Source organism: Parazoarcus communis SWub3 = DSM 12120, assembly GCF_003226565.1.
Lineage (GTDB): Bacteria > Pseudomonadota > Gammaproteobacteria > Burkholderiales > Rhodocyclaceae > Parazoarcus > Parazoarcus communis.
Genome location: NZ_QKOE01000003.1, coordinates 37,443 through 60,905 on the forward strand (window position 1 = coordinate 37,443; position 23,463 = coordinate 60,905).

23 protein-coding genes are annotated in these 23,463 nt (G+C 63.4%); 12 read left to right on the forward strand and 11 right to left on the reverse strand.

Annotated elements, in window-relative coordinates:
- Nucleotides 1-2: 2 nt before the first annotated feature.
- Genes DNK49_RS05550 through mnhG form a run of 3 tightly spaced genes read left to right on the forward strand, consistent with a single transcriptional unit; the run spans nt 3 to nt 1,176 of the window.
- The gene (locus DNK49_RS05550) at nt 3-494 is read left to right on the forward strand and encodes a Na+/H+ antiporter subunit E (protein WP_110523620.1); all 492 of its coding nucleotides are present in this window, start codon (nt 3-5) and stop codon (nt 492-494) included.
- On the forward strand, nt 491-814 hold the full coding sequence (locus DNK49_RS05555; protein WP_110523347.1) for an MrpF/PhaF family protein: 324 nt from the start codon (nt 491-493) through the stop codon (nt 812-814). Before DNK49_RS05550 ends, DNK49_RS05555 begins: the two co-directional genes overlap by 4 nt.
- Nucleotides 811-1,176 carry a monovalent cation/H(+) antiporter subunit G gene (gene mnhG / locus DNK49_RS05560; protein WP_110523348.1) on the forward strand — a complete coding sequence of 122 codons (366 nt, stop codon included), beginning with the start codon at nt 811-813 and terminating at the stop codon, nt 1,174-1,176. Before DNK49_RS05555 ends, mnhG begins: the two co-directional genes overlap by 4 nt.
- A gap of 1 nt (nt 1,177) precedes the next feature.
- Here the strand turns inward: mnhG and DNK49_RS05565 are convergent, their stop codons facing one another.
- From DNK49_RS05565 to DNK49_RS05590, 6 genes are read right to left on the reverse strand one after another with little or no spacing between them, the layout of a single operon-like run.
- Nucleotides 1,178-1,570 carry a Na+/H+ antiporter subunit G gene (locus tag DNK49_RS05565; protein WP_110523349.1) on the reverse strand — a complete coding sequence of 131 codons (393 nt, stop codon included), beginning with the start codon at nt 1,568-1,570 and terminating at the stop codon, nt 1,178-1,180.
- 14 nt (nt 1,571-1,584) lie between these two features.
- Entirely contained in the window at nt 1,585-1,854 is a 270-nt protein-coding gene (locus tag DNK49_RS05570; RefSeq protein WP_110523350.1) for a K+/H+ antiporter subunit F, read from the reverse strand.
- Nucleotides 1,851-2,369, reverse strand: coding sequence for a Na+/H+ antiporter subunit E (locus DNK49_RS05575; protein ID WP_110523351.1), 519 nt, complete (start codon nt 2,367-2,369; stop codon nt 1,851-1,853). Before DNK49_RS05575 ends, DNK49_RS05570 begins: the two co-directional genes overlap by 4 nt.
- Nucleotides 2,366-3,895 carry a monovalent cation/H+ antiporter subunit D gene (locus tag DNK49_RS05580; RefSeq protein ID WP_110523352.1) on the reverse strand — a complete coding sequence of 510 codons (1,530 nt, stop codon included), beginning with the start codon at nt 3,893-3,895 and terminating at the stop codon, nt 2,366-2,368. Before DNK49_RS05580 ends, DNK49_RS05575 begins: the two co-directional genes overlap by 4 nt.
- The gene (locus DNK49_RS05585) at nt 3,892-4,266 is read right to left on the reverse strand and encodes a Na+/H+ antiporter subunit C (RefSeq protein ID WP_110523353.1); all 375 of its coding nucleotides are present in this window, start codon (nt 4,264-4,266) and stop codon (nt 3,892-3,894) included. The genes DNK49_RS05580 and DNK49_RS05585 overlap by 4 nt, the downstream gene beginning before the upstream one ends.
- A 1-nt stretch (nt 4,267) precedes the next feature.
- Entirely contained in the window at nt 4,268-7,114 is a 2,847-nt protein-coding gene (locus DNK49_RS05590; protein WP_110523354.1) for a monovalent cation/H+ antiporter subunit A, read from the reverse strand.
- Between DNK49_RS05590 and DNK49_RS23910 the strand changes: the two genes are divergently transcribed.
- Together DNK49_RS23910 and DNK49_RS05595 are read left to right on the forward strand one after the other, a co-directional pair.
- A complete protein-coding gene (locus tag DNK49_RS23910) occupies nt 7,080-7,391 on the forward strand; it encodes a hypothetical protein (RefSeq protein WP_133255091.1) in 312 nt (103 codons plus the stop codon). The two genes, DNK49_RS05590 and DNK49_RS23910, sit on opposite strands and share 35 nt — an antisense overlap.
- Nucleotides 7,392-7,421: 30 nt before the next feature.
- A complete protein-coding gene (locus DNK49_RS05595) occupies nt 7,422-8,234 on the forward strand; it encodes an IclR family transcriptional regulator (RefSeq protein ID WP_207806898.1) in 813 nt (270 codons plus the stop codon).
- A gap of 66 nt (nt 8,235-8,300) precedes the next feature.
- Here DNK49_RS05595 and pbpG read toward each other — a convergent pair whose 3' ends face one another.
- The 3 genes from pbpG to DNK49_RS05610 all read right to left on the reverse strand — a co-directional run bounded on the left by pbpG (nt 8,301) and on the right by DNK49_RS05610 (nt 13,012).
- Nucleotides 8,301-9,377, reverse strand: coding sequence for a D-alanyl-D-alanine endopeptidase (gene pbpG / locus DNK49_RS05600; protein WP_110523355.1), 1,077 nt, complete (start codon nt 9,375-9,377; stop codon nt 8,301-8,303).
- Nucleotides 9,378-9,514: 137 nt separating this feature from the next.
- Entirely contained in the window at nt 9,515-10,651 is a 1,137-nt protein-coding gene (locus tag DNK49_RS05605) for a patatin-like phospholipase family protein (protein WP_110523356.1), read from the reverse strand.
- An 87-nt stretch (nt 10,652-10,738) separates the two neighbouring features.
- A complete protein-coding gene (locus tag DNK49_RS05610; RefSeq protein WP_110523357.1) occupies nt 10,739-13,012 on the reverse strand; it encodes an NADP-dependent malic enzyme in 2,274 nt (757 codons plus the stop codon).
- Between the two features lie 370 nt (nt 13,013-13,382).
- Here DNK49_RS05610 and DNK49_RS05615 point away from each other — a divergent pair, with 370 nt between their 5' ends.
- Both DNK49_RS05615 and DNK49_RS05620 read left to right on the forward strand, forming a co-directional pair.
- Entirely contained in the window at nt 13,383-15,230 is a 1,848-nt protein-coding gene (locus tag DNK49_RS05615; RefSeq protein WP_110523358.1) for a phosphoenolpyruvate carboxykinase (GTP), read from the forward strand.
- Between the two features lie 79 nt (nt 15,231-15,309).
- Nucleotides 15,310-16,485: a pyridoxal phosphate-dependent aminotransferase gene (locus DNK49_RS05620; RefSeq protein ID WP_279386406.1), complete on the forward strand. Its 1,176-nt coding sequence runs from the start codon at nt 15,310-15,312 to the stop codon at nt 16,483-16,485.
- 86 nt (nt 16,486-16,571) lie between these two features.
- Here the strand turns inward: DNK49_RS05620 and DNK49_RS05625 are convergent, their stop codons facing one another.
- Both DNK49_RS05625 and ampD read right to left on the reverse strand, forming a co-directional pair.
- On the reverse strand, nt 16,572-17,282 hold the full coding sequence (locus tag DNK49_RS05625; protein ID WP_110523360.1) for a lytic transglycosylase domain-containing protein: 711 nt from the start codon (nt 17,280-17,282) through the stop codon (nt 16,572-16,574).
- A 332-nt stretch (nt 17,283-17,614) separates the two neighbouring features.
- Nucleotides 17,615-18,136, reverse strand: a complete 522-nt coding sequence (ampD, locus tag DNK49_RS05630) for a 1,6-anhydro-N-acetylmuramyl-L-alanine amidase AmpD (protein WP_110523361.1) — start codon at nt 18,134-18,136, stop codon at nt 17,615-17,617.
- A gap of 328 nt (nt 18,137-18,464) precedes the next feature.
- Between ampD and rfaE2 the strand changes: the two genes are divergently transcribed.
- The 5 genes from rfaE2 to DNK49_RS05655 all read left to right on the forward strand — a co-directional run bounded on the left by rfaE2 (nt 18,465) and on the right by DNK49_RS05655 (nt 23,451).
- Nucleotides 18,465-18,959, forward strand: a complete 495-nt coding sequence (rfaE2, locus tag DNK49_RS05635) for a D-glycero-beta-D-manno-heptose 1-phosphate adenylyltransferase (protein WP_110523362.1) — start codon at nt 18,465-18,467, stop codon at nt 18,957-18,959.
- Nucleotides 18,960-19,100: 141 nt separating this feature from the next.
- Nucleotides 19,101-20,921: a DNA helicase RecQ gene (recQ, locus tag DNK49_RS05640; RefSeq protein WP_110523363.1), complete on the forward strand. Its 1,821-nt coding sequence runs from the start codon at nt 19,101-19,103 to the stop codon at nt 20,919-20,921.
- Between the two features lie 75 nt (nt 20,922-20,996).
- Nucleotides 20,997-22,670 carry a tetratricopeptide repeat protein gene (locus DNK49_RS05645; protein WP_110523364.1) on the forward strand — a complete coding sequence of 558 codons (1,674 nt, stop codon included), beginning with the start codon at nt 20,997-20,999 and terminating at the stop codon, nt 22,668-22,670.
- Nucleotides 22,667-23,026, forward strand: coding sequence for a guanyl-specific ribonuclease (locus DNK49_RS05650; RefSeq protein WP_110523365.1), 360 nt, complete (start codon nt 22,667-22,669; stop codon nt 23,024-23,026). Before DNK49_RS05645 ends, DNK49_RS05650 begins: the two co-directional genes overlap by 4 nt.
- Nucleotides 23,023-23,451 (forward strand): barstar family protein, encoded by a 429-nt coding sequence (locus tag DNK49_RS05655; protein ID WP_110523366.1) that lies wholly within the window; start codon nt 23,023-23,025, stop codon nt 23,449-23,451. The genes DNK49_RS05650 and DNK49_RS05655 overlap by 4 nt, the downstream gene beginning before the upstream one ends.
- The last annotated feature ends 12 nt before the right edge of the window (nt 23,452-23,463 follow it).

Consider the following 23,463-nt stretch of genomic DNA (forward strand, 5'->3'; position numbering starts at 1 on the left):
CCATGGCACTGCTTCATCTTGCCCTCGCCTTCGGGCTCGCGGCCTTCGCCGACATGCTGAGTCCGCTCGGTATGCTCGCGGCCTTCATCATCGTGTTCGGCGTACTGCGGCTTTCCGGCAATCTGTTCGGCATCCGCCGCTACGCCCTGCGGGTGGACTACGGCTTCCGCTTCGTGCTGTGGTTCATCGGCGAGGTGTTCAAGGCCAGTTTCGATGTCGCACGTCTGGTGCTGCGCAGACGTGTCGCCACCCGGCCCGCCGTGGTCGCCGTCAGGCTGCAGCGCGCAGACGATGCGATCGCCACCCTGATCGGCGCCCTTCTGACCTTGACGCCCGGCACCCTCGCACTCGATTACGACAGTGACGCCCAACTGATGTATGTGCACGCGCTTGACGCCGACACAGCGGACGACATCGAACAGGGCGTGCGTGCGATCGAAAGCCGCTTGCTGAGGTGGATCGACGCCGGACTCACCGAGGAGGATGCAGCATGAGCTTCGAACTGGCCGGCGCAGGCTGGGTCATCCCACTGGCGTTCGCGCTGCAGGGCATCAGCGCCGCACTGATCATGGTGCGCCTGCTACGCGGCCCCACCGGTCCTGACCGGGTGGTGGCAATCGACGCCCTGACCTTGCTGGGCGCGGCGGTACTGGGCCTGTTTGCGCTCCATACGCGCCAGGCGGTGATGCTGGACGCGGCGGTGGTGCTTGCGCTGGTGTCCTTCATCGGCACCACTGCCTTCATGCTGATGTTCAGGACACGTGAGCCTGCGTCGCCACCTGAGTCCCATATCAAGGAGGACGCCGGATCATGACCCAGACCCTGCTCGGCCTGATCGCCAGCGGCCTTATCCTGGCAGGCACGCTGCTCTGCCTGATCGGCGCAATCGGACTGCTACGGTTGCCCGACAGTTATAGCCGGATGCACTCGGCAAGCAAGGCGGGCTCACTGGGCGCTGCGCTGGTGCTTGCCGGCGTGGCCACCGCAAGCAGCGGCGAGATGGCGCTGGAAGCACTTTTTGCGGTACTGGTGCTGCTTGCAACCGCCCCGCTGGCCGCACATGCGGTGTCGCGCGCGGCTCACCGCGCAGGCTACAAACCCAGGACCGGACGCCTTGGCGATGCGCTGGCGGAGCAGCAGGCCGAAGACCGCACGCCAACTGAGGGCAGGGGCTGACTCAAAGGGTGTCGCGCGGCGGGGCCTCACCCGATTCGACGCCGGCCGGCTTGTCGTAGGTGCTCCAGCCCTTGCCATCCGGGCGGGGCAATTCGCCCGCCTTCAAACGACTGTGCATGTAGGCCTTGGCCAGGAAATGCGCGGTGATCGGCGCCGACAGGAAGAGGAACATCGAAATCAGCAACTCGTGAATCGAGAACACGCCTTCCGCTGCCAGAAAATAAGCGATGGACGCCAGCAGCGTGCCACCCACCCCCAAGGTGGTGGCCTTGGTCGGCGCATGCAGGCGGGTCATCAGTTCAGGCATGCGGATCATGCCCCATGAGCCCACCAGCAGGAATACCGCGCCAATGATGATCAGTGCAGAAACAATGGCTTCGGCCAGAATGGACATGGTGCCACCACTCCCTATTCGATGATGTCGCCACGCAGCACGAACTTAGCGTAGGCGACAGTAGAGACAAAGCCGAACATGGCAAAGATCAGCGCCGCCTCGAAATACACCGGAGTGCGCTCGCTGATGCCGTACAGGATGATCAGGGCGATGACGTTGATCACCATGGTGTCGATCGCCAGCACGCGGTCGAGGATGCTCGGACCGCGCACCACCGACCACAGGTTCATCAACAGGGCGAGCGAAATCGCGCTGAATGCGAAGGTCAGTGCATGTTCGATCATTCGAATATCTCCATCAAGCGTGCCTCGTAGCGCATCTTGATGCGACGCACGGCCGCTTCCGGGTCGGGCTCATCCAGACAATGCACCAACAGGTGGCGACCATCCGCCGACAGGTCGCAGCTGACCGTACCCGGCGTCATCGTGACCGTGCCGGCAAGCAGCGTGATTGCCTCTGGCCGGGTCAAGGCCAGCGGCACGCACAACCAGCGCGGCTGCAGCGATGACACCCGCGCGAACAGGATCAGCCGGGCGACCTGGATGTTGGCGGTGACGATGTCGCCGATCACGACCAGAAAGTAGACGACGGCCTTGCCATAGTTGCGGATGTGCGGCCGGTCAGGCCAGAAGCTGGCCGTCATCAGCGGGAACAACACGCCGAGGACGACACCCAGCAGAAGATTGCCCAGACTGAAACTGTTCTGCAGCAGGATCCAGATCAGGATCAACAGCACGGTCATCAAGGGGTGCGGCAGCCAGCTGCGCGCCTGCCGGGTCTGTGCATCGTGCGCCATCATTCGTACCCTCCCGCCTCGCCCATTACCGCATCGATATAGCGTTCGGGCTGATAGATCTGCGTGGCAGCCTGCTCGATCCAGCCCATCAAGGGTCCGGCGAATGCGGTCAGCAACACCAGTGCGGCCAGCAGCGTTCCGATCGAAACCAGCGGCAACACCGGCCGACGCCGGCTGCCTGGCACATCCACCGCCAGGGCTGGCGCCGCGGGGTCGGTCTTCCAGAACACGGTACTACCGGCTCGTCCAAAACCAATGATGCAAAGCAAGGAAGACACTAGGATCACTGCCCAGATCCATACCGCATTCGATGCGCCACGCGCACTGTCGAGGATCATCAGCTTGCCAAGGAAGCCCGACAGCGGCGGCATGCCACAGAGTGCAATCGCTGCAACAAAGAAGAACGCCGCCAGCAGCCCGCGATCGGCAAAGCCCTCCCCAGGCGCCAGACGGTCGCCACAGGCACGACGCACCGAGACTTCACCGGCAATCAGGAACAGCACCGCTGCCGCCAGCGTCGAATGCAGCAGGTAGTACAGCGCGGCACTCGTGGCCTGCGGCGAAAACAATCCCACCGCGGTCATCAAGGTGCCCATGGAGCCGATCACCGCAAAGCTGGCAAGCTGGGTCAGGCTGCGCGCAGCGAGCACACCGATCATCCCCAGCGCCAGGGTAAGCAGCGCAGCCGGCAGCAACCAGGGCACGGCCAGACCGGAGGACAACCCGGCCCCCTCACCAAAGGCCAGCGGAAACAGCCGCAAAATGGAATAGGCGCCCACCTTGGTCATGATCGCAAACAGGGCGGCCACCGGTGCAGCAGCATTGCCATAGGTGCCAGGCAGCCAGAAATGCACCGGCACCAGCGCAGCCTTGATACCAAACACCATCAGCAACAGCAGCGCACCGGTGTGCAGGATGGCGCGGTCACCATCGGCAACCTCCACCACCCGCCCGGCCAGATCTGCCATGTTGAGCGTGCCAGTCACGCTGTAGATGAGCCCCACGGCAATCAGGAACAGCGACGATCCCACCAGGTTCACCACCACGTACTGCACCCCGGCGCGCACCCTCAACGCCCCGCCGCCGTGCACCATGAGGCCGTAGGAGGCGATCAGCAGGACCTCGAAGAAGACGAACAGGTTGAAGAAGTCACCCGTGAGGAAGGCACCATTAATGCCCATCAACTGGAACTGCCACAAGGCATGAAAGTGACGACCCCGGCCGTCCCACCCTCCAAGCGCATAAAGCAGCACGATGAGGGACAGTAGCGCCGCCAGCACCAGCATCAGCGCGGACAGTCGATCAAGGACCAGCACGATACCGAACGGCGCCGGCCAGTCGCCCAGTGCGTACATCTGAGGTGGCTGGACCGATGCCGACACCAGCAGCGCCGCAGCCAGCACCAGCATCAGCACGGCAGCAGCCATCGAAAGCACCCGCGCGAGCACCAGATCATGACGGGCAGCCAGCACCAGGATGGGTGCCATCACCGCAGGCAGCAGGATGGGCAGGATGATCCAGTGATTCATCGGCTGCTCTCCCCGACCTCGGCCACCATCTGAGCCGGCGTACCCGACGACGGCGTCATTGCGCCGAGGTCATCGCCGCTCTCCAGGAAGCTGCGCAAGGCCATCACCACAGCCACGGCAGTCATGCCGAAGGAGATCACGATCGCGGTCAACACCAGCGCCTGCGGCAAGGGGTCGGAATACGCGCTCGCATCTGCAGCAATGACCGGTGGCCGATCAATGGCTAGCCGACCCATCGCAAACAGGAAGACATTGGTCGCATACGACAACAAGGTCAGGCCCAGCACTACGGTAAAGGTGCGTGCCCTCAACAACAGATACACCCCTGCAGCAGTCATCACCCCCACTGCACTGGCGAGCAGGAACTCCATGTTAATTCTCCACGGTGCGATCGAGCGAGGGATCGACATCCATCGGGCCGGCGTTGACCGGCAGACTCTCGGCGCGACGGCCGAGTCGGGACAGGTTGGCCAGCGCCAGCATGGTCGCACCAACCACGACGAGGAAGACGCCGGTATCGAAGAACATGGCCGAAGCCACATGGATCTCGCCGATCAAAGGCAGCTCAAAGTGCCACATCGTGCTGGTCAGGAAGGGATGCCCCACCACCCAGGCCCCCAGCCCGGTCATCGCGGCGATCAATACGCCCCAACCGATCATGCCGTGGTAGTCGAGCTTCATGCGCTGCGCAGCCCAGCCAAAGCCACTGGCCATGTACTGCACGATCAGCGCGATGGCCACCACCAGGCCGGCGATGAACCCCCCACCCGGCACATTGTGCCCGCGCAGGAAGATGTAGAACCCCACCATCAATGCCAGCGGCAGCATCACCCGGGTCGCCACGGCCAGCATCATCGGATGGCGATCGGCGGCACGAGGCTGATCCGGCACCCAGCCGGCAATCCGCCGCGCAGCCGCACCGTGCAGCGCCCCGTCAAGCAAGGCGAAGATGGCCAACGCCGCAACCCCCAGCACGACGATCTCGCCAAACGTATCAAAGCCGCGGAAATCCACCAGGATGACGTTGACCACGTTGGTACCACCTCCACCCGGTACCGACTGCTCGAGGTAGTAGCCCGACAGGGTTTCGGCATCGCGCGTAAGCACCGCCCAGGCCGCCGCACCCACCCCCAGACCGGCGCCAACAGCCAGCAGGCCGTCGCGCAGGTGGCGTCCACGTCCCGGCTCCGCCGGTGTGTGCTTGGGCAGGAAGTTCAGCGCCAGCAGCATCAGGATCACGGTCACCACCTCAACCGAAATCTGGGTCAGCGCCAGATCGGGGGCCGACAGATAGACGAAGCCGATCGACACCATCAGCCCGACCACGCCCACCGTCAGCAAGGCCTGCAGCCGCTGATGGTGCTGCAGCACCACCGAGACGCAGGCACCGACCAGCAGCAGCCAGGCCGCTACTGCCACCGGCGTGGCGGGCAGCAGTTCGCGGCTACCGGGCGCAGAAGGCGACGAAAAGTACGCGCTCACGCCCAGCGCCAGCATGGCCGCGATCATCACCCCGAGGTAACGCTGCAGCGATCCGTTGTGCATGCCATGGATCAGCTCGCGCGCAGTCGTGACCAGGCCACCAATCACCGCCTCGAACCCGGCCTTGGCCTCCGGATGCGGACCCGCCTGCCAGACTGCACGCACCGTGCGATAGCGCATCAGCAGCAATGCGCCAACAACGACCGCAATGGCGCTCATGCCCAGCGCGGGGGTAAAACCGTGCCACATCGCCAGGTGGTAATCGAGCACCTCACCCCCGGTCACCGCCCGCGCGACCACGGCCACCAGCGGTCCGGCCACCGTATCGGGAAACAAGCCAATCAACACCACCAGCACCACCAGCAGCGCGGACGGCAACCACATGCCTGCAGGCGGATCATGAGGCGGATGCGGATAGTCAGTGCGTTGCGGGCCAAAGAACACATGCACGATGTAACGCAGCGAATAGGCCACCGAGAAGCAGGCCGCAATCGTGGCGAGCAGGCCCATCAGCCAGCCCTGCCCACCCCAGGTGGTGTCGGCCACCTCATGCAGCATCATCTCCTTCGACAGAAAACCGTTCAGCGGCGGAAACCCGGCCATCGACGCCGCCGCCACCATCGCCAGCGTGGCGGTGACCGGCATCAGATGCAGCAGGCCTCCCAGGCGCTTGATATCACGGGTACCAGCCTCGTGATCGACGATGCCGGCATTCATGAACAGCGCCGCCTTGAAGGTCGCGTGATTGAGGATGTGGAACACTGCCGCAGTTGCCGCCATCGGCGTACCGAGCCCGAGCAGCATGGTCACCAGGCCAAGATGACTGACGGTCGAAAAAGCCAGCAGCCCCTTCAGGTCGTCCTTGAACAGGGCGATGAAGGCCCCGATCAACATGGTGATCAGCCCCGTGGTGGCAACAATGTAGAACCAGGCATCAGTGCCCGCCAGCGCCGGCCACATGCGCGCCATCAGGAACAACCCGGCCTTCACCATGGTGGCCGAGTGCAGGTAGGCGGACACTGGCGTCGGTGCAGCCATCGCATGTGGCAGCCAGAAATGGAACGGGAACTGAGCCGACTTGGTGAAGCAGCCGGCAAGGATCAGCACCAGTGCCGGCAGGTACAGCGGCGAGGCCTGAATGAGCTCTCCGTTCTGCAAGATCACGCTCAGGTCGTAGGAGCCGACAATCTCACCCAGGATCAGCATTCCGGCAATCATTGCCAACCCGCCCGCACCCGTCACCGTCAGGGCCATGCGTGCCCCTTGCCGACCAGCCGGCAGATGCTTCCAGTAGCCGATCAGCAGGAAGGACGACAAGCTGGTGAGCTCCCAGAAGATCAACAGCAACAGGATGTTGTCCGACAGCACGATCCCCACCATTGCACCCTGGAACAGCAACAGGTAGGTGTAGAAGCTACCCATCGGGTCGTCCTTGGACAGGTAGAAACGTGCATAGACGATGATCAGCAGGCCGATGCCGAGGATCAGCCCTGCGAAGAAGAAACCCAGGCCGTCGAGGAAGAAATTGATGTTCAAACCGAGCGCTGGCAGCCAGTCCCACCCTGCCTGCACCACCTCACCGCGAAATACCGCGGGCGCATGCGACAACAGCAGCACGAAAGCCAGCAGCGACGCGATAAAGGTTGTCGTCGCACAGGCGTTGCGCCCGGCACGGATCATCAGCGCAGGGAACAAGGCGCCAATGAAGGGCAACAGCACGATCAGAACCAGGCTCATCAGATCATCCGGCAGTCAGGATCACACCCCACGCGAGGGCAGAACAAAAAACAACCCGGGCACGCCGGGCAGGTTTGCGCAAAAGTATATCCGCAGGCGCGCCCTCGACCTATACGGATCGGCCGCAAACGACGGCAATACGGGTTTTGAGCACCGTGAACCTGAGCAAAAAGTATTCCATGCACAGATGCTGCAGTATGCTCCAGCCCGCCCGCAGGCGCTGATTTTTCGCCATTGCATTTCACTAGGCGAAATCGAGCCGCACGGTTACTATTGATACGTCTCCCAAAATTCCGACCAGGTCCACGTGTCAACCCGAAAGATCGACGAAGCCCCCGCCGCGGAGGCGAAGAATCCCATCCAGGTGATCGAGCGCATGATGAAGTTGCTCGACACCCTCTCGATGCACCCCGATCCTGTGCCGCTCAAGCAACTGGCACTGGAGACCGGTCTGCATCCTTCGACGGCACACCGCATCCTGGGCGCCATGACGCAAAGCGGTTTCGTCGACCGATCGGACAACGGCGTCTACCGCCTGGGTATCCGCCTGCTGGAACTCGGCAGCCTGGTGAAGTCGCGCATCTCGCTGCGTGAAACCGCCATGCCTGCCATGCTGAAGCTGCATGCGGCAACGGGAGAAAGCGTCAACCTGGGTATCCGCGCCGGGGACGAGATCGTCTACGTCGAGCGCACCTCCAGCGGCCGCTCGTCGGTGCGTGTGGTTCATATCGTCGGCGCCCGCGCGCCGCTACACACCACCGCAACCGGCAAGCTCTTTCTGGTCGAGGATGGCAACGACAAGGTCAGGGATTACGCCCGCCGCACTGGCCTGCCCCCCTCCACGCCGGAATCGATCACCACGCTGCCCGGACTGGAGAAAGAGCTGGACAAGGTTCGTCGCCATGCCGTGGCGTTCGACCTGGATGAAGTCGAGGCCGGCGTGCGCTGCATTGCCGCAGGCATTCGAGACGACAGTGGAGAGCTGGTTGCCGGCTTGTCGCTATCGACGCCCTCCGAGCGCTTCAATCCGGACTGGGCTCCGCTGGTACGCGACACGGCAGACGAGATCTCACGCGCACTCGGCTATATCGGCAAACTGCACCCGGGCGCACTGCGCTGAAGACTGCACCAGAGTGCATCGCCAGACAGCATGGCGGCCCGTTCGCGGGCCGGCCACTCAAACAGGTCAGCCCTGGCGGGCCTTCGGCCCTGCTGCGACACGCTCTGCCGCCTGCAGGTCCAGCCACTTGCGTACACGTTGTGCGTCGGCCGTACGGGTATAGCGACCCGCCGAATCCATCAGCACAATGACGACAGGCTGCTGATGCATCCACGCCTGCATGACCAGGCAGCGCCCGGCCTCGCTGATGTAGCCGGTCTTGGACACGCTGATTTCCCAATCCGGGCTCCGCACCAACGCATTGGTATTACCGAAGCGCAACAGACGCCCGTTGATCTCGACATGACGCTCGTGAGTGGTCGAAAACTCACGGATCAGCGGATAGCCCGCGGACGCCGTCACCAGCCTGGCAAGATCTCGCGGGCTGGAGACATTGGCCGGATTGAGGCCACTGCTGTCGTGGAAGCGGGTGTCGCTCATCCCCAACAGACGGGCCTTGACATTCATTGCATCGACGAAAGCCCGCAAACCGCCCGGGTAGTGACGCCCAAGCGCCGACGCTGCGCGGTTTTCGGACGACATCAGCGCAAGCCGGAGCATTTCCTCGCGGGTCAGGCGGGTACCCAGCGAAAGGCGTGACCCTGTTCCCTTCAGCTGATCGATGTCTTCGGTATTGATGACGAGTTCTTCGGACAGGCTCAGCCCCGCTTCAAGCACCACCATCGCGGTCATCAGCTTGGTGATCGACGCAATCGGCACCACCGCGCTACCGTTCCTCTCGAGCAGGACCTCACCGGTCGCCTGATTGGCGACGTAAAAAGCGGCTGAGCGCAACAGCGGATTGCCGCGCGCATCAAGTTCCAGCGCACCGCCATCATCCGCTGGGGTTTGCACTGGTGCGGGGCGCGCAACCACCTTCTTCGGCGCGGGCTTGGCAGCGACCTTGTTCTTGGGCGCAGCAGGCTTGGCCGGTGATGTCTTCGCAGTCTTGGCGGTCTTGGCCACAGGCTTTGCCGTTTTCGCCGCCGGCTTGACGGCTTCTGCCTTGACCGGCTTGCGCACCGCCGTCTCCGCCGTGGCATGAGAACCAACGTGAATCAATGCCGTTGCAATAAGTGCATGCACTAGGAATCGGGGCTTCATGGATCGGCTCAGCTGGTAACAATCTTTCACGTAATTCTTAACTAAAATAGGAAGATATCAAGACTTTTTGAAGTAAAACCCGAAAAAAAATCGCCCGCTACGGCGATTGAACCGGATACGCACACCGCTACATCGGCTTACAAACGCAGGAAGGCCACCACTTCGTCACGCCGGGCCATGGTGTCTTCGAAACCCAACTCCATCAACGCCCGGGTGAAACCCGGCTCGAACAACAGATAGGAAAGCAGTGTCGAGCCTTCACGACGCATGGCCCCAACCCCGCGCAACACCAGGCGCAACATCGTGGGCAGCGACTCACGATGATGTCCGGCCATGGTATCGAGTCGCTGGGAAGGAGAGATCACCAGGGTTTCGATCGGTCTCAAGGGCACACCAGCAGCCTGTCGCTGCGCCTCGGAAAATGCATTCAGCGTCGCATTGATGCGCTCCATGCGCTCAAGATCGACGGCCAGACCATCAAGGAAGATGCTTGACATCGCATGCCCGGCAATCTGCGCCGGCGAGGGGTAGGCATCGGTGCGCTGACGCCCCTCCTCGGCCAGCCTGCCCGCACCAATCACCAGGATGCGATCGGCCCCCAGATGAATGGCGGGGCTGACCGGTGCCAGTTGACGCATCGACCCATCGCCAAAGTACTCGCGATTGATGCGCACGGCAGGAAAGACGAAGGGAATGGCACTGGACGCCAGCAGGTGATCAACCCCAATGGTGGCGCGCACGCCAAGGCGCTGGGTCCGACGCCAGTTCGGCACCGAAGGATGCGCGGCAAAGAACGCCAGACTCTCACCCGAGGTATAGCCGGAAGCAGTGACGCTCAGCGCATGAAGATGACCCGCGGCAATCGCGCGATCGATCGCCGAAAAATCCAGGGTGTGCAGCAACAGTCGGCGCAAGGGGCTATTGTCGAGCAGTGCTCGCGGCGTTTGTCGCACAGCCCACCCGGTCATCAGGGCCGAGCCCCAGCGCAGCCCCGAACCGATCAGTGCAGGCGCATCCGCACGATAGACCTGGTCGACATGAAAATTGCGCCAGATCCAGGCAACCTTGCGCACCGCCATGTTGAAGTCGGCTGAATAAACCGCCAGCGCTGCTGCATTGATGCCCCCAGCCGACGTGCCGCACAGGATGGGAAAGGGGTTGCCCGGCCGCGGGCCACGGATGTGCCTCAAGGCCTGAAGCACGCCTACCTGATATGCCGCCCGCGCGCCGCCACCGGTCAACACCAGCGCTGCACGCCCCGCCTCCTGCGCCATGCCACCTCCTTGTTTTGGCGGCATCATGGCACAGGCATGCGGCAGTGGAAACTGCCCTTGCGCTTGCGCAAGGGCGTCGCCCCCCGATCAGTCGTTCTGACCGGCCTCCACGACCGTCAATGCGGTCATGTTGATGATACGGCGCACCGTTGCCGACGGCGTCAGGATATGAACCGGTTTGGCCGCACCCAACAGGATGGGCCCCACCGTCATCCCCTCGCCTGCCGCACTCTTCAACAGATTGAACGCGATGTTGGCCGCATCCAGGGTCGGGAAGATCAACAGATTGGCATCCTCGCGCATGCGGGCATTGGGGAAGATCTGCGTACGCAGGCTGGCATCGAGTGCCGAATCGCCGTGCATCTCACCCTCGACCTGCAGCTCCGGATGGCGCTCATGCAGCAAGCGCAACGCGGTGCGCATTTTCTCGGCGGTCGGCGAATCAGCCGAACCGAAGGACGAATGCGACAGCAGCGCAATTCGCGGCTCGACGCCGAAACGCTGCATTTCCTCAGCCGCCAGGCGGGTCATCTCGACCACCTGCTCCGGCGTCGGATCGTAGTTTACATAGGTGTCGGCCAGGAACAGCGTGCGCTCGGGCAGGCTCAGCACATTGAGCGTATAGCAGGTGTTGACCCCTTCACGACGGCCCAGCACGGTCTCGACAAAGTCCAGATGCAGCCGGTGCATGCCGTAGGTGCCGCAGATCAGTCCATCGCCGTAGCCGAACTTGAGCAGCAGCGACCCGATCAGCGTCGTACGCCGACGCACTTCCTTCTTGGCATACTCTACCGACACCCCCTTGCGCTCGGTCAGCTCATGGTAGTGCTGCCACAACTCCTTGAAGCGCGGATCCGAATCGGGGTTCACCAACTCGAAGTCACGCTCAGCCTCCATGCGCAGACCGAAGCGCTCGACATTGTGCGCAATCACCTCCGGACGACCAATCAGGATCGGACGCGCCATGCCCTCATCCAGCACGGTCTGCACCGCCCGCAGCACCTTCTCGGACTCACCCTCGGCAAAGATGATCCGCTTGGGGGCACGCTTGGCGGCAGCGAAGACCGGCTTCATCAGCATGCCGGAATGCCACACAAAGTTGTTCAACTGCCCGCGGTAAGCATCCCAGTCGGTGATCGGCCGTGTGGCCACGCCCGACGCCATTGCCGCCTCGGCGACCGCCGGCGCAATCTTGACGATCAGGCGCGGATCGAAGGGACGCGGGATGATGTACTCGGAGCCGAAACCGCTGACCTTCTCACCGTAGGCTGCAGCAACGATATCGCTTTGCTCGGCGCGCGCCAGTTCAGCAATCGCCTTGACCGCGGCAAGCTGCATCTCATCGGTAATGGTGGTCGCCCCCACATCCAGCGCACCGCGGAAGATGAACGGGAAGCACAGCACATTGTTCACCTGGTTCGGATAGTCCGAGCGACCCGTGGCGATGATCGCATCGTCACGCACCGCCTTGACTTCCTCCGGCAGGATCTCCGGCGTCGGGTTGGCCAGCGCCAGAATCAGCGGCCTGGCCGCCATCTTCGCCACCATCTCGCCCTTGAGCACGCCGCCGGCGGACAGCCCAAGGAAGACATCTGCCCCCTCGATGATCTCGGCCAGCTTGCGCGCATCGGTCTTCTTGGCGTAACGCGCCTTGATCGGATCCATCAGCACGGTGCGCCCCTCATAGACCACACCTTCGAGATCGGTCACCCAGATGTTCTCGACCGGCACGCCCAGCTTAACCAGCAGCCCCAGGCAGGCCAGCGCTGCGGCGCCCGCGCCGGAGGTCACCAGCTTGACCTTCTTCAGGTCCTTGCCCTGCATTTGCAGGCCGTTGAGGATGGCAGCACCCACCACGATGGCGGTGCCGTGCTGGTCGTCATGAAAGACCGGAATCTTCATCCGCTCGCGCAGCTTGCTTTCGATGTAGAAGCATTCCGGCGCCTTGATGTCCTCAAGGTTGATGCCGCCAAACGTGGGCTCCAGCGCAGCAATCATGTCGATCAGCTTGTCCGGGTCGGGCTCGGCGACCTCGAGGTCGAACACATCGATGCCCGCGAACTTCTTGAACAGCACCCCCTTGCCTTCCATCACCGGTTTGGCGGCAAGCGCGCCGATGTTGCCCAGACCGAGCACTGCCGTGCCGTTGGTGATGACGCCGATCAGATTGCTGCGCGATGTCAGGTTGGCCGCTTCAGCCGGATCCTCGACGATGGCGTCGCATGCGGCGGCAACCCCCGGCGAATAGGCCAGCGACAGGTCGCGCTGGTTGGAGAGCACCTTGGTCGGCGTTACCGAGATTTTCCCCGGGCGCGGATAACGGTGGTAGTCGAGCGCCGCAGCGCGAATCAGTTCATCCATGTCTGTCTTCCGTCTCGTAGATGTTGTGGTTCTTGTCGGGGGCACAAGGGTCGGCCAGGCCGCCGCAGCCAAAGCACCGATGCTCACGGTACGAAGCATACTCCTGTGAAATCGATTTTCACATTACGAAATGCAACTTTCCGCTACATGCTGTTTTCCTGATGGGTGCTCCCGTGGCATAATCTTAGGCTTTCATCGACTGCGGTTAACCCTAGTAGTTTCCGCAACTCGTATTGCAGGATGCATAAACCCGGCGCACTGCGCCGCGCTGTGCAAGCCTGCTGCCCGCCGGCCGCAAGGCCTTTCGAGACAGATCGGGCTCGACCGACGGGGAACGGTTTCGCTTCCGCAACCTGGAGAGCTTTACGCCATGAGTCAACGCTTCGCCGACGCCGCACTCGCTGCAGCACCCGATTATGTCCGCCACGAAGGCCTGAAGAAGTGGGTCGCTGAAATCGCAGCCCTCACCGAACCGGATCGGGTCGTATGGTGCGACGGCTCGCAGGAAGAATACGACCGCCTGTGCGGTGAAATGGTCGAATCCGGGATGCTGATCAAGCTCAATCCCGAAAAGCGCAAGAATTCCTACCTCGCTTTCTCCGACCCGTCCGATGTTGCCCGCGTCGAAGATCGCACCTTCATCTGCTCGCAGGACAAGGGCGACGCTGGCCCGACCAACAACTGGGAAGATCCCAAGGTCATGCGCGAGACCCTGAACGGTCTGTTCAAGGGTGCCATGCACGGTCGTACCATGTACGTGGTGCCGTTCTCGATGGGTCCGCTGGGCTCGCCGATCGCTCACATCGGTATTGAAATCTCCGACAGCCCTTACGTTGTCGTCAACATGCGCACCATGACCCGCATGGGCAAGGCCGTGTTCGACGTGCTGGGCACCGATGGCGAGTTCGTACCCTGCGTGCACACTGTTGGCGCCCCGCTTGCCCATGGCGAGAAGGACAGCCGCTGGCCCTGCAACCCGACCACCAAGTACATTGTGCACTACCCCGAAACCCGTGAGATCTGGTCCTACGGCTCGGGCTACGGTGGCAACGCATTGCTGGGCAAGAAGTGCTTTGCACTGCGCATCGCCTCCACCATGGCGCGCGACGAAGGCTGGCTGGCCGAGCACATGCTGATCCTCGGCGTCGAATCCCCCGAAGGCGAGAAAACCTACGTTGCGGCCGCTTTCCCGTCGGCCTGCGGCAAGACCAACTTTGCCATGCTGATCCCGCCCAAGTCCTTTGACGGCTGGAAGATCACCACGGTCGGCGACGACATTGCCTGGATCAAGCCAGGCAAGGACGGCAAGTTCTACGCCATCAACCCGGAAGCCGGCTTCTTCGGCGTGGCTCCGGGCACGTCCGAAAAGACCAATTTCAACGCGATGGCCACGCTGAAGGAAAACGTCATCTTCACCAACGTCGCACTGACCGACGATGGCGACGTGTGGTGGGAAGGCATGAGCAAGGAAGCCCCCAGCCACCTGATCGACTGGCAAGGCAAGGACTGGACACCCGAGATCGCCAAGGAAACCGGCCGTAAGGCCGCCCACCCCAACGCCCGCTTCACCGCGCCGGCCAACCAGTGCCCGTCGATCGACGACAACTGGGAAAACCCGCAAGGCGTGCCGATCTCGGCCTTCATCTTCGGAGGCCGCCGTGCCACGACCGTGCCGCTGGTGTACCAGGCCTTCAACTGGAACTTCGGCGTCTACATGGCTGCCACCCTCGGCTCCGAAACCACCGCAGCCGCCTTTGGTGCGCAAGGGGTGGTCCGCCGTGATCCGTTCGCGATGCTGCCCTTCTGCGGCTATCACATGGGTGACTACTTCAACCATTGGCTGAAGATGGGCCATGTGGTCGAGAACACCCCGAAGATCTTCTGCGTGAACTGGTTCCGCATGAACGAGAAGGGCGAGTTCATGTGGCCGGGCTTTGGCGACAACATGCGCGTGTTGAAGTGGATCGTCGACCGCTGCAAGGGTCGTATCGCCGCCAAGGAAACCACCCTTGGCTGGATGCCGCGCTTCGAAGACCTCGACTGGTCGGGCGCCGAGATCAGCAAGCCTGAATTCGATGCATTGACCCAGGTGGACGCCGACGCCTGGAAGCAGGAGCTCGAACTTCACAAGGAGTGGTTCGACAAGCTGCAGGATCGCCTGCCCAAGCAGTTCGTGCTCAAGCGCGAGTTGTTTGAACTGGCCCTCAACGCCGACTGAGCCCGCAACGCCGGTCATCGACCGGCCTTGCCCTCAAAGCGCCGCACAGCCGGCGCTTTTTCTTTTCAAGGAGCCCTTCGTGACCGCGCCACAACTTGCTCACCGCATGGCCGACATCCAGCCCTTTCACGTCATGGAGTTGCTGCGCCGCGCACGCGAGCTCGAGGCGGCAGGTCGCGACATCATCCACATGGAAGTCGGCGAACCCGACTTTCCCACCCCACAACCGATTGTCGAGGCAGCAAGCCGCTTCATCGCCAATGGTGCAGTACACTACACACCGGGACTGGGCTTGCCCGCACTGCGCGAGGCCATTGCCCGTTTCTACCACGATCGATTTGGCGCCGACGTCGCCCCGGAACGCATCATCATCACTTCGGGCGCCTCCGGCGCACTGATGCTGGCACTCGCTGCCACCACCAATCCCGGCGATGAGTGGCTGTTGCCCGACCCGGGCTACCCGTCAAACCGTCATCTGGTACGCAGCTTCGAGGGCAAGGCGATCGCCATCGACGTGGGTGCACGCCAGCACTATCAACCCACCCCCGCGCAAGTCGAGGCACACTGGAGCGCGCGCACCCGCGGCCTGATGGTGGCCACCCCGGCCAACCCCACCGGCACCCTCCTGAGCGGCGAAGCACTCACCCACCTTCACCACAGCACCTCCACCCAAGGCGGCCTGCTGCTGGTCGACGAGATCTACCAGGGCCTGACCTATGGCGTGGAAAGTTCGACTGCCCTTGCCATCCCCGAACTCGGTAACGCGGAAGATGTGTTTGTGGTCAATAGCTTTTCGAAGTACTTCGGCATGACCGGCTGGCGGCTCGGCTGGCTGGTGGCTCCGCAAGCCTACGTTCGCGAGATCGAAAAGCTCGCTCAGCATTATTTCATATCGCCATCGACGCCGGCTCAACAGGCCGCTCTAAGTGCATTCAAGCCCGGCACGATCGATATACTGGAGGCACGGCGGCATGAATTTGCCCGCCGCCGCGACACGCTGCTGCCCTGTCTGCGCGAATTGGGTTTCGAGATCGGCAGCGAGCCGCAAGGTGCTTTCTACATCTACGCCAACATCGCCACGCTGGCCGAGGACAGCGAACAGTTCGCGCGCAAGCTGATCGAAACCGCTGGCGTTGCCATCACGCCCGGCCTGGATTTCGGCAGTCACCGCCCACGCGAACACGTCCGCATTGCCTACACCACCCATTGCGAACGGCTGCTCCAGGCGGTCGAACGTATCCGCGCCGCGCTCTAGAAGGCTGTCGGGCTTGAGGCCGATCTGCCCCGCCAGTGGGAGAGTCCGACAGCCTCCCAGGCGCCCTGCAACTCAGCCCGGCAGCATCAAGCCGAGTTGCCAGCCTTGCGCCCCGCGGCCGAAAGCAGGCGTTGCTTCATTGCCATGACCTTGCGTGCGTAACTGGCTTCTGGATCGCTCAAGGCACCGCCGTAGTACTGCAACGCGGACTGCATGCTGCCGTAGCGACGCAAGCCCTCGTGTAGCACGAGCGTCCCCACACGCACATTGACCTCGGGGTCGAACAGGGCGTCGTCCCCCCCGCCCGCTTTGTCGATCTTGTCCATGTGAAAGCGCGGAATCACCTGCATCAAACCTTGCGCCCCCATATGACTCTCGGCAAAGGGATTGAAGCTGGACTCCACTGCCATCACCGCGACGATCAGCAGCGGATCGATACCGGCGTGACGACCAGCCTCCTCAGCCGCAAGCAATACTGGCTCAAGCGCCGCGGTCGACACCCGGTAGCGTCTCGCCACCCAGTCCCGCACACGGGTCATCTCACCCGACAAACCCGGCTCGATGACGGGCTCGGCCTGCGTGAGCTCAACAACTGCCACTGGATCTGGCGCCGTATCGGATGCCACAGCGGTCGTCACCAGGACGTCGAACGACGTGGAGGATGTCGCTTCCAGCTGTTTGTCGGCAATGTGGACCAGTGCTACCAGCCCCAGGGAGATCAGACTGACATGCCCCAGACGGAGCAGCCAGGTGGCCGCCTGTACTGCCGGCCCTTTCGAAGACGTTGCGTGTTCCATGGCTTACCTCCGTGCTGTGGCCGGAGCAAAAGCGCGGCGCGGTTCAGGTAGGAACCTGCGCGTCACCCGGAAGGTCACCGGGGCTGGGGTGGCGGAGAGGGCCGGTAAGCCATCGCCGCCTGCGAGATGCTCGGTCGCCAGTAGGGTTGAAGATGGAGAGACGCAACCAGACTCTCCATCCCGCGGTGCGCGCGTCCATGACGTGTGTGCCGAGGCGCGAAAATCGCGCCGGCATCGCACCTGAGTGAATACGATCAGTTCAGAATTGCTGCATTGCAGCGAAGCGGATTCTATTGAGCCAATGGTTTTTTGTCAAAACCTGACAGTCGCATTTATGCCACAAGCCCTGGCCAAGTCCAGTCGAAACAAGGACCTGGATCAGTCTTGCGTCCGGGCGCGATGTCGGAATGGCCGGCAACCGCCACCCCGGGATAACGCCGCCGCAGGCGCCTGAGCAGCGCAACCAGGGCCGTATATTGTGCCGGCTCGAAGGCTTGGGTGTCACAACCCTCCAGCTCGATACCGATGGAAAAGTCGTTGCAGCGCTCACGCCCTTGCCAGCACGATACCCCTGCGTGCCAAGCCCGCGCCGCGGTGGGTACGAACTGGATCAGTTCGCCGTCACGACGGATGAAGAAGTGCGCCGATACCCGCAACTGATGGATGGTTGCGTAGTAGGGATGGGCCTCGGGGTCCAGGCAGTTGGTAAACAGTTCGATCACGCCGGGACCACCGAACTGATCCGGCGGCAGGCTGATCGCGTGGATCACGATCAGGGAGACCTGCACGCCCTCGGGCCGGGCGTCGTAGTTGGGCGATTCGATGCGGCGGACACCGCGCAGCCAGCCTTTCATCCGCCCCTCCTGCCACACGTTCCAGGTGGGGTGGGGCGTCCTTGGTGGGGGCTGTCGAGAGCGCCGCGATGGGTGGTGCCGCGGCGGAAAAAAGGCGGCGCATGTTTGAGGGAGCGCAGCGACCGAGTTTGCGCCGACTCCGCCGCGACGCCGCCCATCGCGGGAAGCCGGAGGCCGCGAACGCCTGCCCCCACCAAGGACGCCCCACCCCGCCCACCCAATGCACGCAGGCCCACCCTCTCAACCAACGCACCAACACAATGAGCCTGCCCATCTGATCGCTTACAATCCAAAGCCCACCCCTTCTCGCCCGCACCCAACTCCGTTCATGAACTACCCCCGCCCCGCCTTCGAAGCCAAACTCTGCCCGCCCGATCAACTGGCCGAACGTTGCGCGGCGCTGCCGCGCGCCCTGGTGTTCACCAACGGCTGCTTCGACATCCTGCATCGGGGCCACGTGACCTATCTTGCCCAGGCCCGCGCGCTTGGCGCAGCCATGGTCGTCGCACTCAATACCGACGCCTCGGTCAAACGACTGGGCAAGGGCGAAGACCGGCCGATGAACACGCTGGAAGACCGCATGCATGTCATGGCTGCGCTGCAGAGCGTCGATCTCGTCACCTGGTTCGACGAGGATACACCGATCGAGCGCATCCTCGCCGCCCGCCCCGACATCCTGGTAAAGGGCGGAGACTGGGCGCCGGATGCCATCGTCGGCGCGGCCGAAGTCCGTGCCTGGGGCGGACAGGTGCACTCCATTCCGTTCGAAGTCGAGCGCTCCACCACCTCACTGATCGCGCGCATCCGTGCCCACACCCGCTGAACGGTACGGCGCATCCTTGCAAGCAGGCCACGCCACCGCCCGACGCGGCTTGCCAGGTTTTCCGCGCCAGCCCGCGGAGACACGACAATCAGGCTCAAAGCATCCACCTCAAGCCCGCGCATCCCGCTAAAATAGCGGCCGATGTCATCCCAAGCCCCCACCGCCCTTCACATTCTCGAGCACGTCTTCGGCTACACCGCCTTCCGTGGCGAACAGCAGGCCATCGTCGAACATGTTGCTGCAGGTGGCGACGCGCTGGTGCTGATGCCGACAGGCGGCGGCAAATCGCTGTGCTTCCAGGTACCTGCACTGATGCGCGAGGGAACGGCGGTGGTGGTTTCGCCACTGATCGCCCTGATGCAGGACCAGGTCAGCGCACTGGTCGAGGCCGGCGTCAAGGCCGCCTTTCTCAATTCCAGTCTGGACACAGAATCCGCACGCGCGGTCGAACGAGCCCTGTACGACGGCAGCCTGGACCTGCTCTATGTCGCCCCCGAGCGACTGATGACGCCGCGCTTCCTCGATCAGCTCGACCACCTGCGTGACACCCATCGTCTGGCCCTGTTTGCCATCGACGAAGCCCACTGCGTGTCGCAATGGGGGCATGACTTCCGCCCGGAATACCTGCAGCTGTCGATCCTGCCGGAGCGCTACCCATCCATCCCGCGCATCGCACTGACCGCCACCGCCGACCGCCAGACCCGCGAGGAGATCGCCAACCGGCTGCGCCTGAACGATGCCCGCCGCTTCGTCTCCAGCTTCGACCGCCCGAACATCCGCTACACCATCGTCGATAAGGACGATCCGCGTCGCCAGCTGCTCGGCTTCATCCGCGACGAATATCCGACCGAAGCCGGCATTGTCTATTGCCTGTCACGGCGCAAGGTCGAGGAGACCGCGGCCTGGCTGCAGGAACACGGTCTCAAGGCCCTGCCCTACCACGCCGGATTACCGCAGGAGGTGCGCGCGGAACACCAGACCCGCTTCCTGCGCGAGGACGGCCTGATCATGGTCGCCACCATTGCCTTCGGCATGGGGATCGACAAGCCTGATGTCCGCTTTGTCGCCCACCTTGACCTCCCACGCTCGATCGAAGGCTACTACCAGGAAACCGGCCGGGCCGGCCGCGACGGCCAGACCGCCCAGGCCTGGATGGCGTGGGGTGCGCAAGACGTTGTCCAGCAGCGGCGGATGATCGACGAATCGGAAGGTAGCGAAGAGTTCAAGCGCCTGGCGCGCAACCGACTCGATGTCCTCGTCGGTCTGGTCGAAGCCACCACGTGCCGCCGTCAGCACCTGCTCGCCTACTTCGGCGAGGCCGCCGAACCCTGCGGCAACTGCGACAACTGCCTGCATCCACCGCAGACCTGGGATGCGACCGAAGCCGCACGCAAGGCCCTGTCCTGCGTCTATCGCACCGGCCAGCGCTACGGAGCCGGACACCTGATCGACGTCCTGCGCGGCGATGCCACCGAGAAGGTCAGCGAACGTGGCCACGACAGCATCAGTACGTTCGGCATCGGCAGCGATCTCGATGAAAAGCGCTGGCGTACGGTGTTCCGTCAACTGGTCGCGCGCGAACTGCTCAGCGTCGACCATGAACGCTACAACGCACTCATGCTGACCGACCTCGCCCGCCCGCTGCTGCGCGGCGAATCCAGTTTCCTGCTGCGACTGGCTCCAGAGAAAGCCCGCAACCGCAGTCGTCGCAGCACGGCCCGCACCGACATTCCGGGCGGCATCCCGACCACGCTGTTCGACCGACTGCGCGCCTGGCGTGCGGCGCTGGCCAAGGAACGCAACATCCCCGCCTACGTCATCTTTCATGATGCCACCCTGCGCGAGATTGCCATTGCCCGCCCCGGCAGCCTGGCCGAGCTTGGCCACATGCCGGGCATCGGCGACCGCAAGCTCGAAGCCTACGGTGAGGCCATCCTCGAATTGGTCCGCGACGCGGCCTGAGCACGCTTCGAATTCCCTTCAGAATCGGCCACAATCGCCGTAATTCAACTGACACCCGATAACCAGCCCGCCGACATGGTCGCCCTCGATCGCCTCAAGATCCTCGTCATCGAAGCTCAACCCACCATGCGTGCGCAACTGCGCACCATGCTGAGCTCGATCGGCATGGAAGAGGTCCAGTTCGCGGTGTCGGCCGGCATGGCCGTGCGGCGGCTGCGCGAAGCGCGTTACGACCTGATCCTGTGCGAGTACAACCTGGGCGAAGGCCAGGACGGCCAGCATCTGCTCGAAGACCTGCGCAACCACGAGATCATCCCGCTCGACACCCTGTTCGTGATGATCACCGGCGAGCGCAACTACGAGCGCGTGGTCAGCACCGCGGAGCTGTCGCCCAACGACTACATCCTGAAGCCGCTGGCGGCCGAGGCCCTGCGTGTGCGCCTGATGCGTGCCCTGGAGAAGCGCGATGCCCTGTTGCCCGCCTGGCGCCTGATGGCCATTGGCGACATCCTCGGCGCCATCGCCTACTGTGACGAAGCACAGGATCGCTATCCGCTCTACCTGATCGACTTCCTGCGCCTGCGCGCCGAACTTCACACCGCGGCAGGACAAACCGACGAGGCGATCGCGATCTATCACGAGATCCTCTCGGCCAAGGCGATTCCATGGGCTCAGCTCGGGCTGGCGCGCGCGCTTTATCTCAAGAAGGCCTACGCCGAAGCCGAAGAAATTCTCGACGGACTGATCAACGAACACGAGCGTTTCATCGCAGCCTACGACCTGCTGGCAAAGCTCAAGGAAGAAAGCGGCGACGCCCTCGGCGCACGCACGGTGCTCAAGACCGCCACGCTGCGCTCGCCCCACCGGGTCAGCCGGCTACGTCAGCTGGGCGAGTTGTCGCTCAGTACGGGTGACCCGGAGGCCGCCGAGGAGGTCATGGGCGAAGTCGTCCGCAAGGGCAAGTACTCTGACTTCCGTGACCCCGAGGACCATGTCCGTCTGGTCCAGGCACAGATCGCGCTGAACAAGGTCGACGCCGCCGCCACGACCATCACCGACCTTGATCGTTCGATGGGTGGCCAACCCAAGGCAGAGTTGTGCAAGGCACTGTCCAGCGCACTGCTGCATGCCCACACCGGAGATACAACCCGCGCCCAGCAGGCCCTGCTGGCCGCCGCACACGCGGCCCCGAGTGCCAGCAAACTGTCGGTCGGCATCAAGCAGGAACTGATCAAGGCCTGCTTCGACCAGGACATGGGCGACGCAGGCAAGGAGTTGGTGATGGACATCCTGCGCACCTCGGCTGACGAACGTACGGTCGAGACCACGCGCGAGGTGATGAAATCGATCGGCCTTGAAGCACTCTCACGGGAGATCGAACAGCGTGTCCAGGAGGAGGTCAAGGCGCTGATCTCGGTCGGTGCCGAAAAGGCTCATGCTGGCGACTACGACGGTGCCGTCGCCGAGATGATGAATGCAGCCCGGCGCATGCCGGGCAATCCGCATGTGTTGTTCAACGCAGCACTTGCGTTGCTGCGTCACATCGAGCACCGCGGCTGGAACGAGGCCTTCGCCCGCCAGGCCCGCGCCCTGATCGACCGTGCCCGCAAGCTCGCGCCCACCAGCACCCGGCTGGCAGCCATCACCGAATTCATGCATGGCCTGATCAAGCGTTACGGCATCCGCCCGGAACGAATCGCCGAATCCGCCGACAAAGCGGCCATGTTCCGCAATACCGCCCGTCGATGAAACCTCTGCATCGCCTTGCTGCCCTGCTCGCAGCGGCAGCCCTGACCCTGGGTCTGAACGCCTGCAGCCTGTCCGAGCCGTCAGCCGCCGACCTGCCGCCAGAGGCGATCACCACGCTCGAACTCATCCAGCGTGGTGGGCCCTACCCTTACCGCAAGGACGGCACCACTTTTCAGAATCGCGAGCGCCTGCTGCCGGACAAACCGCGCGGCTACTACCGCGAGTACACCGTGCCCACACCCGGAGCACGCGACCGTGGTGCGCGCCGCATCGTCACGGGAGGCCAGCCACCCGAAGTGTATTACTACACTGCCGACCACTATCGCAGCTTCCGCCGCATCGAGCCCCGTCCATGAGCAAACCCGCGCCCGACCTCAGCGACCTGCTGACCGATATCCCACGCGCAGGCGTCCGCCCGTTGCCCCCCGACAGCAGCGCGCGAATTGCCGCAGCAGCAGCCCAGGTCGACCAGGCCTGCCTGCGCGTCAGCCTGAATGGCTGCCAGGACAAGACTGAGTTGCTGCAACGGTTTGCGACCGCCTTTGCCTTTCCCGACTGGTTTGGTCACAACTGGGACGCACTCGCCGACTGCCTGGGCGACCTCGAATGGATGCCCACCCATGGCTACGTGCTGCTGCTGGAACATGCAGCAGACTTCCGCGCCACCCATCCGGAAGAGTTCGACACCCTGCTCGGCGTCCTGCGCGACACCAGTCGCCAGTGGGCGGCGGACGGCCTGCCGTTCTGGGTATTTGTCGATCTGGGCCCGAACGCTCACTAAGCCCCGCCCACT